At 69.3% G+C, this 13,450-nt stretch carries 12 protein-coding genes; 1 reads left to right on the top strand and 11 read right to left on the bottom strand.

Annotated features, from left to right (window positions below):
• Positions 1-60: 60 nt before the first annotated feature.
• From recN to ACFVWG_RS34660, 6 genes are all read right to left on the bottom strand, one after another.
• Entirely contained in the window at positions 61-1,788 is a 1,728-nt protein-coding gene (recN, locus tag ACFVWG_RS34685; protein ID WP_391547705.1) for a DNA repair protein RecN, read from the bottom strand.
• Positions 1,788-2,717, bottom strand: a complete 930-nt coding sequence (locus ACFVWG_RS34680; protein ID WP_391547704.1) for an NAD kinase — start codon at positions 2,715-2,717, stop codon at positions 1,788-1,790. The genes recN and ACFVWG_RS34680 overlap by 1 nt, the downstream gene beginning before the upstream one ends.
• A gap of 8 nt (positions 2,718-2,725) precedes the next feature.
• Complete coding sequence (locus tag ACFVWG_RS34675) at positions 2,726-3,514, bottom strand: TlyA family RNA methyltransferase (protein ID WP_391547703.1); 789 nt, start codon at positions 3,512-3,514, stop codon at positions 2,726-2,728.
• 27 nt (positions 3,515-3,541) lie between these two features.
• Positions 3,542-3,886 carry a hypothetical protein gene (locus ACFVWG_RS34670; RefSeq protein ID WP_391547702.1) on the bottom strand — a complete coding sequence of 115 codons (345 nt, stop codon included), beginning with the start codon at positions 3,884-3,886 and terminating at the stop codon, positions 3,542-3,544.
• Position 3,887: 1 nt separating this feature from the next.
• Positions 3,888-4,403 (bottom strand): polyhydroxyalkanoate synthesis protein PhaF, encoded by a 516-nt coding sequence (locus tag ACFVWG_RS34665; protein WP_391547701.1) that lies wholly within the window; start codon positions 4,401-4,403, stop codon positions 3,888-3,890.
• Positions 4,404-4,488: 85 nt separating this feature from the next.
• Positions 4,489-5,601: an HAD-IIA family hydrolase gene (locus ACFVWG_RS34660; protein ID WP_391547700.1), complete on the bottom strand. Its 1,113-nt coding sequence runs from the start codon at positions 5,599-5,601 to the stop codon at positions 4,489-4,491.
• Positions 5,602-5,625: 24 nt separating this feature from the next.
• Here ACFVWG_RS34660 and ACFVWG_RS34655 point away from each other — a divergent pair, with 24 nt between their 5' ends.
• Positions 5,626-6,786 carry a DUF1015 family protein gene (locus ACFVWG_RS34655; RefSeq protein ID WP_391547699.1) on the top strand — a complete coding sequence of 387 codons (1,161 nt, stop codon included), beginning with the start codon at positions 5,626-5,628 and terminating at the stop codon, positions 6,784-6,786.
• Here ACFVWG_RS34655 and ACFVWG_RS34650 read toward each other — a convergent pair.
• From ACFVWG_RS34650 to ACFVWG_RS34630, 5 genes are all read right to left on the bottom strand, one after another.
• The gene (locus ACFVWG_RS34650; protein WP_391547698.1) at positions 6,773-7,666 is read right to left on the bottom strand and encodes a PfkB family carbohydrate kinase; all 894 of its coding nucleotides are present in this window, start codon (positions 7,664-7,666) and stop codon (positions 6,773-6,775) included. The genes ACFVWG_RS34655 and ACFVWG_RS34650 overlap by 14 nt on opposite strands.
• A 45-nt stretch (positions 7,667-7,711) precedes the next feature.
• On the bottom strand, positions 7,712-8,728 hold the full coding sequence (locus ACFVWG_RS34645; RefSeq protein ID WP_391547697.1) for an ADP-ribosylglycohydrolase family protein: 1,017 nt from the start codon (positions 8,726-8,728) through the stop codon (positions 7,712-7,714).
• Positions 8,725-9,429: a GntR family transcriptional regulator gene (locus tag ACFVWG_RS34640; RefSeq protein WP_391547696.1), complete on the bottom strand. Its 705-nt coding sequence runs from the start codon at positions 9,427-9,429 to the stop codon at positions 8,725-8,727. The genes ACFVWG_RS34645 and ACFVWG_RS34640 overlap by 4 nt, the downstream gene beginning before the upstream one ends.
• A gap of 32 nt (positions 9,430-9,461) precedes the next feature.
• On the bottom strand, positions 9,462-10,316 hold the full coding sequence (locus ACFVWG_RS34635; RefSeq protein WP_391547695.1) for a CHAD domain-containing protein: 855 nt from the start codon (positions 10,314-10,316) through the stop codon (positions 9,462-9,464).
• Positions 10,317-10,828: 512 nt separating this feature from the next.
• On the bottom strand, positions 10,829-13,195 hold the full coding sequence (locus ACFVWG_RS34630) for a hypothetical protein (RefSeq protein ID WP_391547694.1): 2,367 nt from the start codon (positions 13,193-13,195) through the stop codon (positions 10,829-10,831).
• Between the last annotated feature and the right edge of the window lie 255 nt (positions 13,196-13,450).

Below are 13,450 nucleotides of genomic sequence, written 5' to 3'. Positions count from 1 at the left end.
CGGGCCATTTCATACTTTGTAACGAGCATCCTTTGTAACGAGCGCTTGACCCGGTAATGGCTACCGTTTCTTCTTCTTGGGCTTGGTGTGCCGCTCGGCCGCCAGTGCGAGCAGTTCCTCGGCATGCGCCTGAGCTGCGTCGGAGTTCTCCAGGCCGGCCATCATCCGCGACAGCTCCTTCAAGCGCGCATCGTCATCCAGTGCGACCAGGCCACTCGTGGTCACCGAGCCGTCGTCACTCTTCAGTACGACGGCGTGCCGGTCGGCGAACGCGGCCACCTGCGGCAGGTGCGTCACCACGATCACCTGAGCCTTCTCGGCCAACCGCGCCAAGCGCTTACCCACCTCCACCGCGGCGCGGCCGCCGATCCCGGCGTCGATCTCGTCGAACACCAGCGTCGGTACCTTGTGCGTGTCGGACAGGATCACCTCGAGCGCCAGCATCACTCGGGACAGCTCACCACCGGACGCCGACTTCTGCAGCGGCCGGGCCGGGCTCCCCGGGTTCGCCGCGAAGCAGAATTCGATCTCGTCGATCCCGTACGGACCGGCCGTGGTCTCGTGCACCTCGACCGACAGCGTCGCGTGCGGCATCGCCAGCCCGGTCAGCTCCTCCGACACCAGTACGCCGAGCCGCTCGGCCGCCTCGACCCGCGCCTCGCGGACCTGTCGCCCCAGCTCGGTCAGCGTCGCGTCCAGCTCGGTCAGCTCCGCGGTCAGCAGTTCAACGCGCTCGTCGCTGCCGTCCAGCTCGGCCAGGCGCTCGGCTGAGCGCTTGGCCCAGTCGAGCACCTCATCCACAGTCCCTTCCTCAGCGCCGTACTTGCGAATCAGGGTGGTCAGTAGCGACCTGCGCTCGCTGACCACGGACAGACGGGCCGGGTCGGTGTCCACATCGGCGGCGTACGACGAGAGCTCGCCAGCCAGGTCTGCGGCCAGATACCCGAGCTCTCCGGCCCGGTCTGCCAGCCCGGCCAGCTTGGCGTCGTGGTCACGTTCACCGTCCAGCAACTGCTTGGCCAGGGCCAGCAATCCCAGTACGTCGCTTGGTCGCGTCGACTCGAGGTCCTCCGAGGCGAGGGCGTCGGCGGCGTTCGTGGCCGCGGTCCGCAGTCCGTCGGCGTACGCGAGCCGCCCTTCCTCGGCCGCCAGCTCGGCGTCCTCACCGGGCAGCGGCTCTGCCTTCGCGACTTCTTCCAGACCGAACCGCAGCCGGTCCGCCTCGGCGAGCCGATCGCGTTGCCTGGTGGTCAGCTCGGTCAGCTCCGCCTCGACCTCGCGGTGCCGCTTGTACGACGTCAAATACTCCTGCAGCGGCACCAGAACCGGCTTACCAGCAAAGGTATCCAGGGTCTCGCGCTGCCGAGCCGGCTGCAGCAGCCGCCACTGATCAGCCTGTCCGTGAATCGCCACCAGGTCGCCGGACACCTCGGCCAGCACCGACACCGGCACGGACGCTCCGCCGAGGAACGCCCGCGAGCGCCCCTCCGACGACAGCTCGCGCGCGATCAGCAACTCGTCGTCGTCATCCAGCTCGCCGCCACGGTCCTCGGCCTGCTGCACGATCGACTTCGGCACGTTCGTCGCCCGGCCCTCGACCCGAGCCCGCCGTACCCCGTGCCGCACCAGCCCACTGTCGGCGCGGCCGCCCAGCAGCATGTTCACGCCGGTCACGACCATCGTCTTACCGGCACCGGTCTCACCGGTCACAGCCGTGAACCCGGGGTCGAGGTCCAGTGTCGCGTCCTCGATCACACCCAGGCCGGTGATGCGGATTTCCGAAAGCATCAGGTCTCCTGTTGACCGTTGGGGTTGCGTTTGCGTTCGGCGGCACCGCGCCAGCCGAGCACCGGGAGGTCGAACTTGGCCACCAGCCGGTCGGTGAACGGGGCCTTGTGGGCCCGGGCCAGCCGGACCGGACGGGCTCCGCGCCGGACCACGATCTCGGCACCCGGCGGCACCTCGACCATCCGCCGGCCGTCGCACCACAGCACGCCGCGCCCGTTCCAGGTGCGGACCAGCTCGATCGACAGCCGCGACGACGGCGCCACCACGATCGGCCGCGAGAACAGTGCGTGGGCGCTGACCGGCACGAGCACGATCGCCTCGACCTCGGGCCAGACGATCGGTCCACCGGCCGAGAACGCGTACGCCGTACTGCCGGTGGGCGTCGCGACGACAACGCCGTCGCAGCCCCAGCGGGACAGTGGGCGGTTGTCGACCTCGACGAGCACCTCGAGCATCTTCTCGCGGGCGGCCTTCTCGACACTCGCCTCGTTCAGCGCCCAGGTCTCGAAGATCAGTTCGCCGTCGTGGCGGACGTCGACGGCCAGCGTCATCCGCTCCTCGACCGTGTAGCTGCGGTCCACCACCACCTGGACGATCCGCTCCAGGTCGTCGACGTCGGCCTCGGCCAGGAACCCGACATGGCCCAGATTCACGCCGAGCACCGGCGTACCGTGCGGGCGGGCCAGCTCGGTGGCGCGCAGGATCGACCCGTCGCCGCCGAGCACGATGATCAGCTCGACGTCGAGCGCCGCCTTCTCCGGGTTGTCGGCGATCTCGACCGGGTCGAGTTTGAGTGCTTCGGCCTCGTCGGCGAGCAGGCGGACCAGCAGACCGGCGCCGGTCAGCAGCCGGTGCACATCACGCGCCACCTCGACCGCTTCGTCCCGGCCGGTGTGCGTCACCACCAGCACGCGCCGCGGCTCAGCCACTCTGCCTCCTATTGCGGTCCACGCTCGATAGCGTCCTGCAGCATCGTCTCATCCAGCGGCGGCGCCGAACGCCGTATCCACAGGAAGTACTCGACATTTCCCGACGGACCGGGCAGTGGACTGGCCGCGACGCCAGCAATCCCCCAGCCGAGGTCTTGCGCCTTCTTGGCAACTCCCCGTACGGCGTCCGCGCGCAGCTCGGGGTCCCGGACCACTCCGCCCTTGCCGAGCCGCTCCTTGCCGACCTCGAACTGTGGTTTCACCATCAGCATCAGTTCGCCGTCCGGTTTCACCACTGCGAGCAGTGCGGGGAGCACCAGCGTGAGTGAGATGAAGCTGAGGTCGCTGACGACCAGATCAACCGGTTCACCACCGATCTGCTCCAGTGTCAGCGTGCGGACGTTCGTCCGGTCCATCACGGTGACCCGGTCATCGGTCTGCAGCGCCCACACCAGCTGCCCGTAGCCGACATCGACCGCGAACACACGCGCTGCCTCGTTGCGCAGCAGTACGTCGGTGAATCCGCCGGTGGACGCACCCGCGTCGAGCGCGACCCGGCCCTTCACCTGGACCTCAGGGAACGCCTCCAGCGCACCGATCAGCTTGTGCGCGCCACGACTCGCGTACCCCGGGTCGTCGGTCTCGGACGTGTCGACCACGATCGCCGCATCGGTCCCGACACCGGTCGCGGGCTTCGACGCGACAGCGCCGGACACCTTCACCTTGCCGGCCGCGATCAGCTCGCTCGCCTGCTCACGCGAGCGCGCCAGACCACGCCGTACCAGCTCTGCGTCCAACCGCGACCGCTTGACTCCCTTGGCCACTTACCTGCTGTCGCCTTGGTCGGAGTCGGCCTCGACCAGCGCGGTCTGCAGCCGCTCGTGCAGGTCGGCATACACCTCCGCGTGCTCGCCGACCGGCTTCTCGCGCAGGTCGTCCAGCCGGCCCATCACTTCTTCCACCAACGGGTGCCCGGACTCGTCCTGCGCAGGCTCGTCCTGCACAGGCTCGTCCTCGGCAGGCTCCGCGCCGTACTGGTCGTTCTGGGCGCCGGGCTCCGAGTCGTAGTCGGGCTGGGCCTGGGGCTCCTCGCCGCGCTCCGGCGCGTAGTCCGGTTCCACGTCAGGGTCGACGTCCGGGGGGAACTGCTCGCCAGGGTGTTCGGTCACGTCAGGCCTTCTTCGCTGCCGTCTTCTTGGCAGGTGCCTTCTTCGCGGCCACCTTCTTGGCAGGGGCCTTGGCAGCAGCCTTCTTGGCCGGGGCTGCCTTCTTGGCGAGAGCCTTCTTCGCCGGTGCGGCCTTCTTCGCCGGGGCCTTCTTGGCGGGCGTCACCGGTGCTGCTACCGGAGCAGGTGCTGCGGCCGCCTGGGCGTCCGCGAGCTCGCTCTCGAGCTGCTGCACCCGGCGGGCCAGTGCTGCGACCTCTTCGGTGCGGACGAACCCGAGGCGCGCGACCGCGCCCTCGACCTCGTTCGTCACGATCGCCTGCAGCAGCTGACGGTTGCTCTTGCTGGTGGCAACGATCTCGTCGGCCAGGTCGCCCACCTTCGTGGTCAGCCCGGACGTCAGTGCCTCCGCACCGGTCTGCTGCAGCAGCGCCTTCGCTGCCGCCTGGGCCTTCTGCTTGCTGACCTCGGTCAGGCCGTTCGCCAGCTGTACGTAGCCGCGCAGTGCGTCCATCACCATGACTGCCTCCTCGCTTCGTTCCAGCAACGGTAGCGCCTCTGCCCTGCATTACCAGCCAGGGCCGGCCTACCAGTTGGGGATGGCGTCACTTCTCGAGGCCGATGCGGTGCAGGGCCGCGTCGATGGCGATCGTGCCGAGCGCCGGTGCGGGTTTCGGCAGCGGACGGCGACTGCTGCGGGTCGCTGACTTGGCAGTCTTGGCAGTCGGCTTGACCGGCTCGTCGGTCGCGGCCCACACGGCCGACAGGATCGCGCGCAGCCCGTCGTACGGCTCGCCCTCGCCCTTCACTGCCACGGAACCGTTCACGACCTCAGCCAACCAGCCTGCACAGGTGTGCTTGCTGCCGTCAACAGTCACGCCAGGTTGCTTCTGCCCGAGCGCAGAGAGATCAGGAGCGATGTACGTCGGCCGCTCGTTCTTCGGCGCCCGCGCCAGGTCATGCGCGTCGTGAACACCGGTAGCGACCCACAGGCTCGCAATGCCGACTGCATGTGCGCCGGCGATGTCGGAGTCCAGCCGGTCACCGATCATCAACGGATTCTTGGCTTTCAGCCGCTCGATACTCGTCTCCAGCAGCGGTGGGGCCGGCTTGCCGGCAACGATCGGGTCCACCTCGACCGCGGCGCGGACTGCCTGCACCAGCGTGCCGTTTCCAGGCGCCATCCCCGCTGCGGTCGGGATGGTCAGGTCAAGGTTGGTCGCGAACCACTTCGCGCCCTCGTTGATCGCATGCGCACCATCGGCGAGCATCACCCAGTTCACATCCGGGTGGAAGCCCTGTACGACGGCCACCGGGCGGGCGTCGCTGCTGCGCACCGCAGTGAGCCCGTACTCCTCCAGAGCCGCGTAGAGCCCTTCACCACCGATGACGAGCACCGGCGATCCCTTGGGGTACTCACTCGCGATCAGCTTCGCTGCGGCCTGCGCGGAGGTCACCACGTCGTCAGCGATCACATCCAGCCCGAACGACGCCAGGTGCTCGGCCACGATCCGGGCCGGCCGGCTGGCGTTGTTGGTGATGTAGCCGATCCGCATGCCCTCCTTGGCCGCCTTACGCAGGTGGTCAGGCGCCTCGGGGACCGGGTCCGGTCCGACGTACACCACGCCGTCCAGATCGAGCAGCGCGACGTCGTACCGGCTCGCGAGCGGTTCATCACACTCTGACAGCGGCGCGGGCGCTTCGCCATGCGTGCTCATGAGTCCCGTCCTACGATGCGAGACATGCTGGATTCGAGGGGGAGCGTGTTGCGGCTGGACCCGCTGCGTGCGTGGCGGTTCGTCGCGGGGATGGTGAGCGGCCTGGGCGCGGTCACCTCACCGCCGTACGACGTGCTGGAACCCGCGCTGGTCCGGCGGCTGACTGCGTCTGATCTGCACAACATGGTGAGGCTCATCCTTCCACGCGACCCCAACCTGGGTCCGAGCCGGTACGACGAGCCTGCCCGGCGCCTCGCCGGTTGGCAGGAGGCCGGTGTGGTGATCCAGGACCCACGCCCGGCGCTGTACGTCTACGAGCAGCGGCTGGGCGACGCCGTACTGTGCGGTCTGGTCGGGTCACTCGCGCTGGATCCGCAGCGGCGCGTGGTGCTCCCCCACGAGAACGTGATGCCGCACTGGGTCGACGACCGCCTCGAACTGATGGAAGCCACCGACGCGGACCTGGAGCCCATCCTGCTCGCGTACGGCGACGGTGGCGCGGCCAGCGATGCAGTGGACGCGGCCAGGACCGGGGTGCCCTGGGTGGAGGCCGAAACCGAGAACGGCGCCGAACACCGCATCTGGCGGATCGATGACCCCGAGACGCTCGCAGTGATCGCCTCCGAGGTAGCAAAGCACGAGGCCCTGATCGCTGACGGCCACCACCGCTACGCGGCCTACCTGGAGCGCCGTCGCCGCGAGCCGGACCGTCCGGGCACTGACGTCGGCCTGGCGATGCTGGTCGACTACAACCGTCACCCGCTGACGCTGGATCCCATTCACCGCGTAGTGCCCGGCCTGACGCTCGACATGGTGCGCGCTCGCACGCCAGAGGGCTGGCACGTGCTGCCAGGTCGGCTGGTGGACCTCCCCGACCGGCTCACGATCACCGACGGCACCGACTGGATCACGGTCCGACCGTCCAACGGTCAGACCGTCCCCGTCGTCTCATCGCTCCACGAGCACCTGCTGCCCGCCTGGGGTGCGCCGATGGACGACATCACCTTCCACCACACGCTGTCCGACGCCCTGGCCCTGGCCGGCCCCACCCAGGCGGCTGTCGAGCTCACTGCACCGCGTCTGGACCAGGTGCTCGGCTCGGCGGTCCAGGGCGTCATCCTGCCGCAGAAGGCGACGTCCTTCGGCCCGAAGCCTCGCGTCGGACTGCTGTTCAGAGTGCTTTAGCTTCGACCTCACTGCGGGTGGGCGCTGTGGCGGGACCGCTACGGGTGACTGCGATGGCTGCGGCGACGTTGGCGCGGCGGGCCGCTTCGAGGACGTCGGTGCCGCGCAGGAGTTCAGCAGCAAACCATCCGCAGTGCGCGTCGCCAGCACCGTTGGTGTCGACGACGTCCACCTTGATGCTCGGCACTACCTGCACGGTGCCTTGCTGAGCAACGACGCAGCCGGCCGGTCCAGTCCGCACCACAGCGACAGCATTGCGTGGCAGTCGACCAGCTAGCTCTCGTGCAGCCTCCACTGGATCAGCCTTGCTGGTGAGCAGTTGCGCCTCGCGGTCGTTGCAGCTCAGCACCGCAGTGCGAGCCAGCGTGCGCGCCCAGATGTCGGGGTCGATGTCGGCCACCAGCGGACCAGGGTCCACCAGTAGCGAGCCGCCCTGCATCGCCAGCACCTGCTCGGCTTTCTCCGGCACCACCAGGCTGTAGCCGGAGACATAGCCGATGTCAGCAGGCTCTAGCGCTGGCAGTGGTTCGCCAACAGCCGTCTCGGCGCCGCTACCGGTGACGAACGTCCGCTCCCCTGTGCTGTCGAGCAGTACAACGCACACTCCGGTATCGACATCGCTAGTGATGTCCTGCGAGAGCGTGATGTCCGCAGCCGCGAGTTCTGCACGCACCCGGTCGCCACGTGCGCCGGTGCCGTGACCGCCTGCGTAGACCACGTCAGCACCCGCTCGGGCCGCGGCGGCCATCACATTGAACCCACCGCCGACGTACTCGATCGTGGAGAGCGCCAGCACATCACCGCCAACTGGTGGCAGAGCCGGTACCTGCATGACGAGGTCGATGACGACCTGTCCGGTGTGTACGAGTCGCCCGGTCACTGCGTGACCTCCAGTGTGGACTCGGCTTTCAGGGCTGCGGCGGTGTCAGAGGTGTCGGTGGCCATGCTGGCCTCCTTCGGTAGCGCGCAGTGCCAGCAGGCCGTCGACAGTTGCATCGAGGTCGAGCCGGTTGACGTGGCGAACCTGGTCGAGCAGGTCCGCCGGGAGTCCGGACATGCCGTGCTGTGCGCCGAGTACGGCGCCACAGATCGCGGCAATGGTGTCGGTGTCGCCGCCGAGTGATGCGGCGGTGGTGAGTGCGGTGCGGACGTCCTCGCCGAGCACCTCGACTAGGGCGAACGCCGCGACGACGGACTCGTTGGCGGCGACCGACGTACCGACGACTTCGTCGATTGCCGGGATGAGCTCGTCAGGCGCGAGGCCCTGAGCCCAGCCGCGGACCCAGCGCAGTCGGGCCGCGATGCTGCCGCCTGCGACCCAGTGGCCTCGCTGGCCCCCAGCAGTTGCGGCATCCTCAGCCGCGGCCACTGCGGTGGGCAGGTCAGCCCCACCCACGCCAGCCGAGACAGCCGCCGCCACCGCGGCGGCCGCAGCGATCCCGAGGCCTGTGTTGTGCGTGACCCGGCAGGACTCCAGTACGGCGTCCAGCAGCTCGTCACCGGCGTACGCGATGCCGACAGGCGCTACGCGCATGGCCGCGCCATTCGTCGTACCGTCTCGACCGGTCTGCTCGGCGGGCTCACCTGCAGCCAGGCGGTCCAGCGCGCGCTTGGTGGACGGGCCGAGCAGATCGAGCGAGCCGCGGCGGAGCATGTCCTGCTCCCAGGACTGCAGGGCTCCGGCGAACTTGTGCGGATCCACCCGGCCGTTTCCCTCGACCAACAGCCGTGCGAGCAATAGCGCCTGCTCGGTGTCGTCGGTGATGGTTCCGGCCGGCATGTCCGGTGCGATCGGCTGGTCCGGCGCACCAGGCAGGAGCCGGTCCACGACGCCGTACCGGGCTGCGATGTCGGCGCGGGACATCGACTGGGTGGGCATCCCCAGCGCGTCTCCGATCGCCAGACCGTACAGAGCGCCCAGCGCCCGGTCCCGGGTACTCATCGGGCCGACGGAAAGCTCAGGTGGAACCGGAACCGCTGCGGATCCAGCAGGCTCGTCACATGCTCGACCAGAGCGCCGTCCTGGTCGAGGGTGACCCGGACCGCCCGCAGGAACAGCTCTCCGGCCGTTCGGTCGAGCAGAGCGGCGTCAGCGGCGTCCAGCGGCTCGACGGAGATCCACTGCTCGCCACCAGTGCCTTGGCGACCGGCGGCTCGCAGGGTCGCTGTGATCGAGTCGTCGACCAGTCCTGTGGTGGGCAGTTCGACCATGGTGCCGACGGCCGGTAGCGCGGAAACCTCGATAGATACCGGGTGTCCTTCAGAGCGGCGCAAGCGGCGGACGGTGACGATCGGCCCGTACTGCTCCTCGACCGCCGGGTCGCCACCTGCCTCGATCCCCAGCAGTTCGGTGCGCACGTCGGCACCGCCTTCGGCCAGCGCGCGGGCCCAGCCAACCTGCTGGTCGAGTGGCTTCCCGTCGAACGTCACGAACGAGCCGACGCCGGACTCGGTGGCGATCAGCTCCCGCCGCTGCAGCTCGGCCAGCGCGCTGCGCACCGTGCCCCGGGAGACCTGGTAGCGGGTCGCGAGCTGGTTCTCGCCCGGGAGCCGCTCACCATGCGCCAGCCGGCCGGCCCGGATGTCGGTGGCCAGCTCCGCAACCAGCTGGGATCGCTTCGAGCGACATACCTGTTCAGACATGTACATACATGTACAACCAGGCGGTCAGCCCGTCAAGAGCGGTGGTACAGACCGAGGAATTCCTCACGCAGCGGCTTGCGGGCCGCCCGGTGCCTCTCCACCAGCCGCCCGAGGGCGAACGCCAGCTCCGGCTCAGCAGTCGGCACGAGCGCAGTCAGCGCGTCTGCAGCCGCGCACTGGTCCTGGTGCTGTCCCAGCAGCTCCTGGTACCTGGCCGCCTGGACAGCAGTCGCGTGCGCCTCGTCCCCGAGCACAGTCGCGCAGGTGTCAGCGGCGTACCGCATGCGCTTGGCCAGCAGCCGCACCTCATGCCAGTCGTCCTCCTGCGTCCACGGCTGCAGCTTGTCCGCCTCCCCTGCGAACACCTGTACGGCGCTGTCCAGCAGCTCGGGCAGCACCTCGCCACACGGCTTCACAGCCTTCCGTTTGAGCCCGGGCGCGGCCGCCGCTGCCTCCAGCGTGCCCAGCAACGTGGCAGTGCGTTCCCCCGCGACCACCTCGGCCGAGCGTGCCGCGGCGCGCTCCAGTCCGGCGGTGAGGGTCCGCAGGATCTGCTCGACGTGCTCCGGGTCGTCCTCGCTGGTCGACGTCTCCTTGACGAGTGCTGCGATCACTTGCAGATCGCGTGCCTCACCACAGGCGTTCGCCAGCTCCGCGAGCTCGCGCCTGAGGTCTGTGGCCCACTCCCCCGCCAGGAACCCCTTGAAGAGCTTCAGGTTGCTCCGCAGCCGCCGGCACGAGACCCGCACCTGATGGATGGCGTCATCCTCGCCCTTCTCCACCATCACCACCGCCCGCCGGAGCCGACGGCCTCCCTTGGCGAGCGCGTTCCCAATCAGCACCTCAACCGGCGTCTCCGCCTCCAGCAGCCCCACGCTTGCTCCCATCGCCCCATTCTCCCGGCGCCACTCCACCCCCGATCAATTCCTGCGCGTCGCCCCCGGACGCACTTGCGCGGGGATGCTGCAACGTCCGAAGACCCGCAGTACGTGGTCGGCGTGTTTTCGGACGCTGTGACCCAGGCAGGCGCAACGTCCGAAGACCCGCAGCACGTCGTCGGCGTGTTTTCGGACGCTGTGACCCAGGCAGGCGCAACGTCCGAAGACCCGCAGCACGTAGTCGGCGTGTTTTCGGACGCTGTGACCCAGGCAGGCGCAGTCCCCTCCCGGCATTCCCACCCGCACGGTGGCTTCGCTCGACGCGCCATTACCTGGCGCCCCGCCTCGACTGTGAGGAGAGTGCCGCCGGTAAACGATGGAGAACGACAGAGAGGTCACACTCGACGGTGCCCTTGCCACACTTGGCACACTCGCCGATCAGTTCGCTCGAGTGGGCGTAGGCCCCGAACGTGAAAGAGCCGCCGGGGGTCACCCGGCGGCTCCATCAGCACAGCGCTGTTCTACTGCTCGGACTTCTCCGGCTTGTCCTCGGCCACAACCTCGTCGGTCGCGTCCGTGTCGGTCGCGTCCTCGTCGCCCTCGTCGGTTGCGTCCGCGTCGTCCTCGTCGGTCGTGTCCGCAGCGGACTCGTCGTCGGGCTCATCGGCTTCGTCGTCGTCGGACTCGTCGAGGTCGCCGAAGTTGTCTTCATTGTCGACCTCGTCGACCTCCAGCACGGTCGCGGTGTCGTCCGCCGTACTGGGGTCGGACTCTTCGACCTCCTCCTCGATGTCTTCGTCGAGGTCGGTGAACTCGAGGCCTTCGAGCTCGGCGGCGCGCTCAGCGGCTCCGGTGGAGCCGTCGGCGTCCGCACCGGCAGCGCGGTGGAACCAGACCAGAGCCTCTTCGGTCCGGCCGGCCGCAGCCAGCGCGTCGGCGTACGCGTAACGCAGTCGCGGCAACCAGTCCGCACGGGTTCGCTTGGTCAGCTCCGGCACCTCGAGCACCTGGATTGCGGCGGCGACCTGGCCCATGTCGCGCCGGGCGCCGGCCGTCACGATCAACAGCTCGATCTGCGTCGGCTCGGACAGGTCCCGAACGTGCTTGTCCTGCGCCAGCGCCAGCGCCTTCTCCGGACGCCGCAGTGCACGCTCACAGTCGGCCATCATCGCGAGCACTTCGTGGTTGCCGGTCATCCGCCGTACGGCGCGGAACTCGGTCAGCGCCTCGTCATAATGCTCAGCCAGGTACGCCGTGATCGCTACGGCCTCGCGGACACCGCCGAGGCGGGCAGCGAGTCGCCGAGCCGTCTTGGCATGCAGGTACGCCAGCTCCGGGTCGTCGTCCAGGACTCGCCCAGACGCCACCAGGTGCTGCGCAACCAGGTCCGCCAGGCTGCGCGGCAACGAGCGCAGCTCGGCCTTCGGGCCACGGTCCAGCTCCGCGCCGGTGATGCCCTCAGGAATCACCGGGTCGTCGCGGCGCGGACCAACCCTCTCCTCGTCGTCCCGCCGCGGCCCACCGCGCCGGTCGTCACGCCCACCGCGCGCACCGCGTGCGTCGCGATCGTCCCGCTTGAAGGCGCCACGCTCACCACGCGCCGGCCCGGCACTGCGAGCACCGCCGCGCACGCCACCGCGGTCATCCCGCGGCGCCGAGCGCTGATCCCGACGGCCTTCGCCCCGGTCATCCCGCCGGAACCCACCGGGAGCACTGCCCCGGTCGTCCCGAGCCGGACGCTCGGTCCGAGGCGCACTACGGTCATCACGAGCAGGCCGAGCATCCCGACTGTACCCACCACGGTCATCACGCGCCGGACGCTCACCGCGGGGTGCACCACGGTCATCGCGCGCCGGACGGTCCCCACCACGGAATCCACCGCGGTCGCCACCACCGGAACGGTCATCACGGTTGTAACCGCCACCGGCCGGGCGGCTGTAACCGCCGCCGCTGGAACGGTCATCGCGGTTGTACCCACCGCTGGCGGGACGGCTGTCACGGTTGTAGCCACCACCGCTGGAGCGATCGTCGCGGTTGTAGCCGCCCCGATCGTCACGCGCCGGACGCTCGGTCCGGGGGGCGCTGCGGTCATCGCGAGCCGGACGCGCATCGCGGCTGTAGCCACCACGGTCATCACGCGCCGGACGGTCGCCGCCACGGAACCCACCGCGGTCGCCACCACCGGAACGGTCATCACGGTTGTAACCACCACTGGCCGGACGGCTGTCGCGGTTGTATCCGCCACCACTGGGGCGATCGTCACGCCCACCCGTGGAGCGGTTGTCCTTGTTGTAGCCGCCGCTGGAGCGGTCGTCGCGGTTGTAACCACCGCGGTCGCCACCACCGGAGCGGTCGTCACGGCGGTACCCGCCGGAACGGTTGTCGCCACCGCGGTCGTCACGCCCGCCGGCCAGCTGGCCACCGAACGGATCGCGGCGGCCCTTGTCGTCACCACGGGAGCCAGCGAATCCACGCCGGTTCTCTGTACGCGGCTCGTCCCGGTCACCACCGCTACGCGGCGCACTGCGCGGGGCACCGGTACGCGGGGTGTCCCCACGACTCGAAGCCCCCCGGAAACCACCGGAGCTGCGCTGACCACCGCCGCCACCGGAACCGCCACCGGTCCGATTGCCGCCGTACCCAGAGCCGCCGCTCGAGCCACCGGATCCCGAACGGTTTCCACCGCTGGAGCCGCCACTCGAACCCGAACGACCGCCGAAGCTCGAACCGCCACCGGAACCAGAACCAGAACCAGAGCGCTTCCCGCTGTAGCCGGCACCACCGGATTCGGGACGTCCCCCGCTACTACGGCCGGAACGGCCACCGCTCCCGGAGGAACCGCGACGGTCCCCCGAGCCGGACCGGGGATTGCGAGGTGGCGTCGCCACAGTGACTCCTTCGATGCTGAAGTGCGGGGTAACCGCACTAACCTACCGCCCCGTGCCCCAGAGCCCCTCATCGAGAGGTCCGGAGCCCACCTGGCGAGCATCGCCCGGAGGTCCGGTGCAGCGAAAAAATAGCCGGACATATGTTAAGGGCCACCCCTCACGGGGTGGCCCTTAACAGTGTGAAAGTCCGGCGGCGTCCTACTCTCCCACGACCTCCCGGTCGCAGTACCATCGGCGCTGAAGGGCTTAACTTCC

It is taken from the genome of Kribbella sp. NPDC058245 (assembly GCF_042882005.1).
In the GTDB taxonomy this organism is placed as follows: domain Bacteria; phylum Actinomycetota; class Actinomycetes; order Propionibacteriales; family Kribbellaceae; genus Kribbella.
The sequence above is the reverse complement of the archived record's forward strand: the minus strand, read 5'-3'. Positions and strand labels throughout refer to the sequence as shown.

What these genes read in the sequence shown, in the direction of transcription:
- recN (WP_391547705.1), bottom strand. Translation starts at nt 1,788, where the DNA reads ATGCTTTCGGAAATCCGCATCACCGGCCTGGGTGTGATCGAGGACGCG.
- ACFVWG_RS34645 (WP_391547697.1), bottom strand. Translation starts at nt 8,728, where the DNA reads ATGAGTACCCGGGACCGGGCGCTGGGCGCTCTGTACGGTCTGGCGATC.
- ACFVWG_RS34640 (WP_391547696.1), bottom strand. Translation starts at nt 9,429, where the DNA reads ATGTCTGAACAGGTATGTCGCTCGAAGCGATCCCAGCTGGTTGCGGAG.
- ACFVWG_RS34635 (WP_391547695.1), bottom strand. Translation starts at nt 10,316, where the DNA reads ATGGGAGCAAGCGTGGGGCTGCTGGAGGCGGAGACGCCGGTTGAGGTG.
- ACFVWG_RS34660 (WP_391547700.1), bottom strand. Translation starts at nt 5,601, where the DNA reads ATGAGCACGCATGGCGAAGCGCCCGCGCCGCTGTCAGAGTGTGATGAA.
- ACFVWG_RS34665 (WP_391547701.1), bottom strand. Translation starts at nt 4,403, where the DNA reads ATGGTGATGGACGCACTGCGCGGCTACGTACAGCTGGCGAACGGCCTG.
- ACFVWG_RS34655 (WP_391547699.1), top strand. Translation starts at nt 5,626, where the DNA reads ATGCTGGATTCGAGGGGGAGCGTGTTGCGGCTGGACCCGCTGCGTGCG.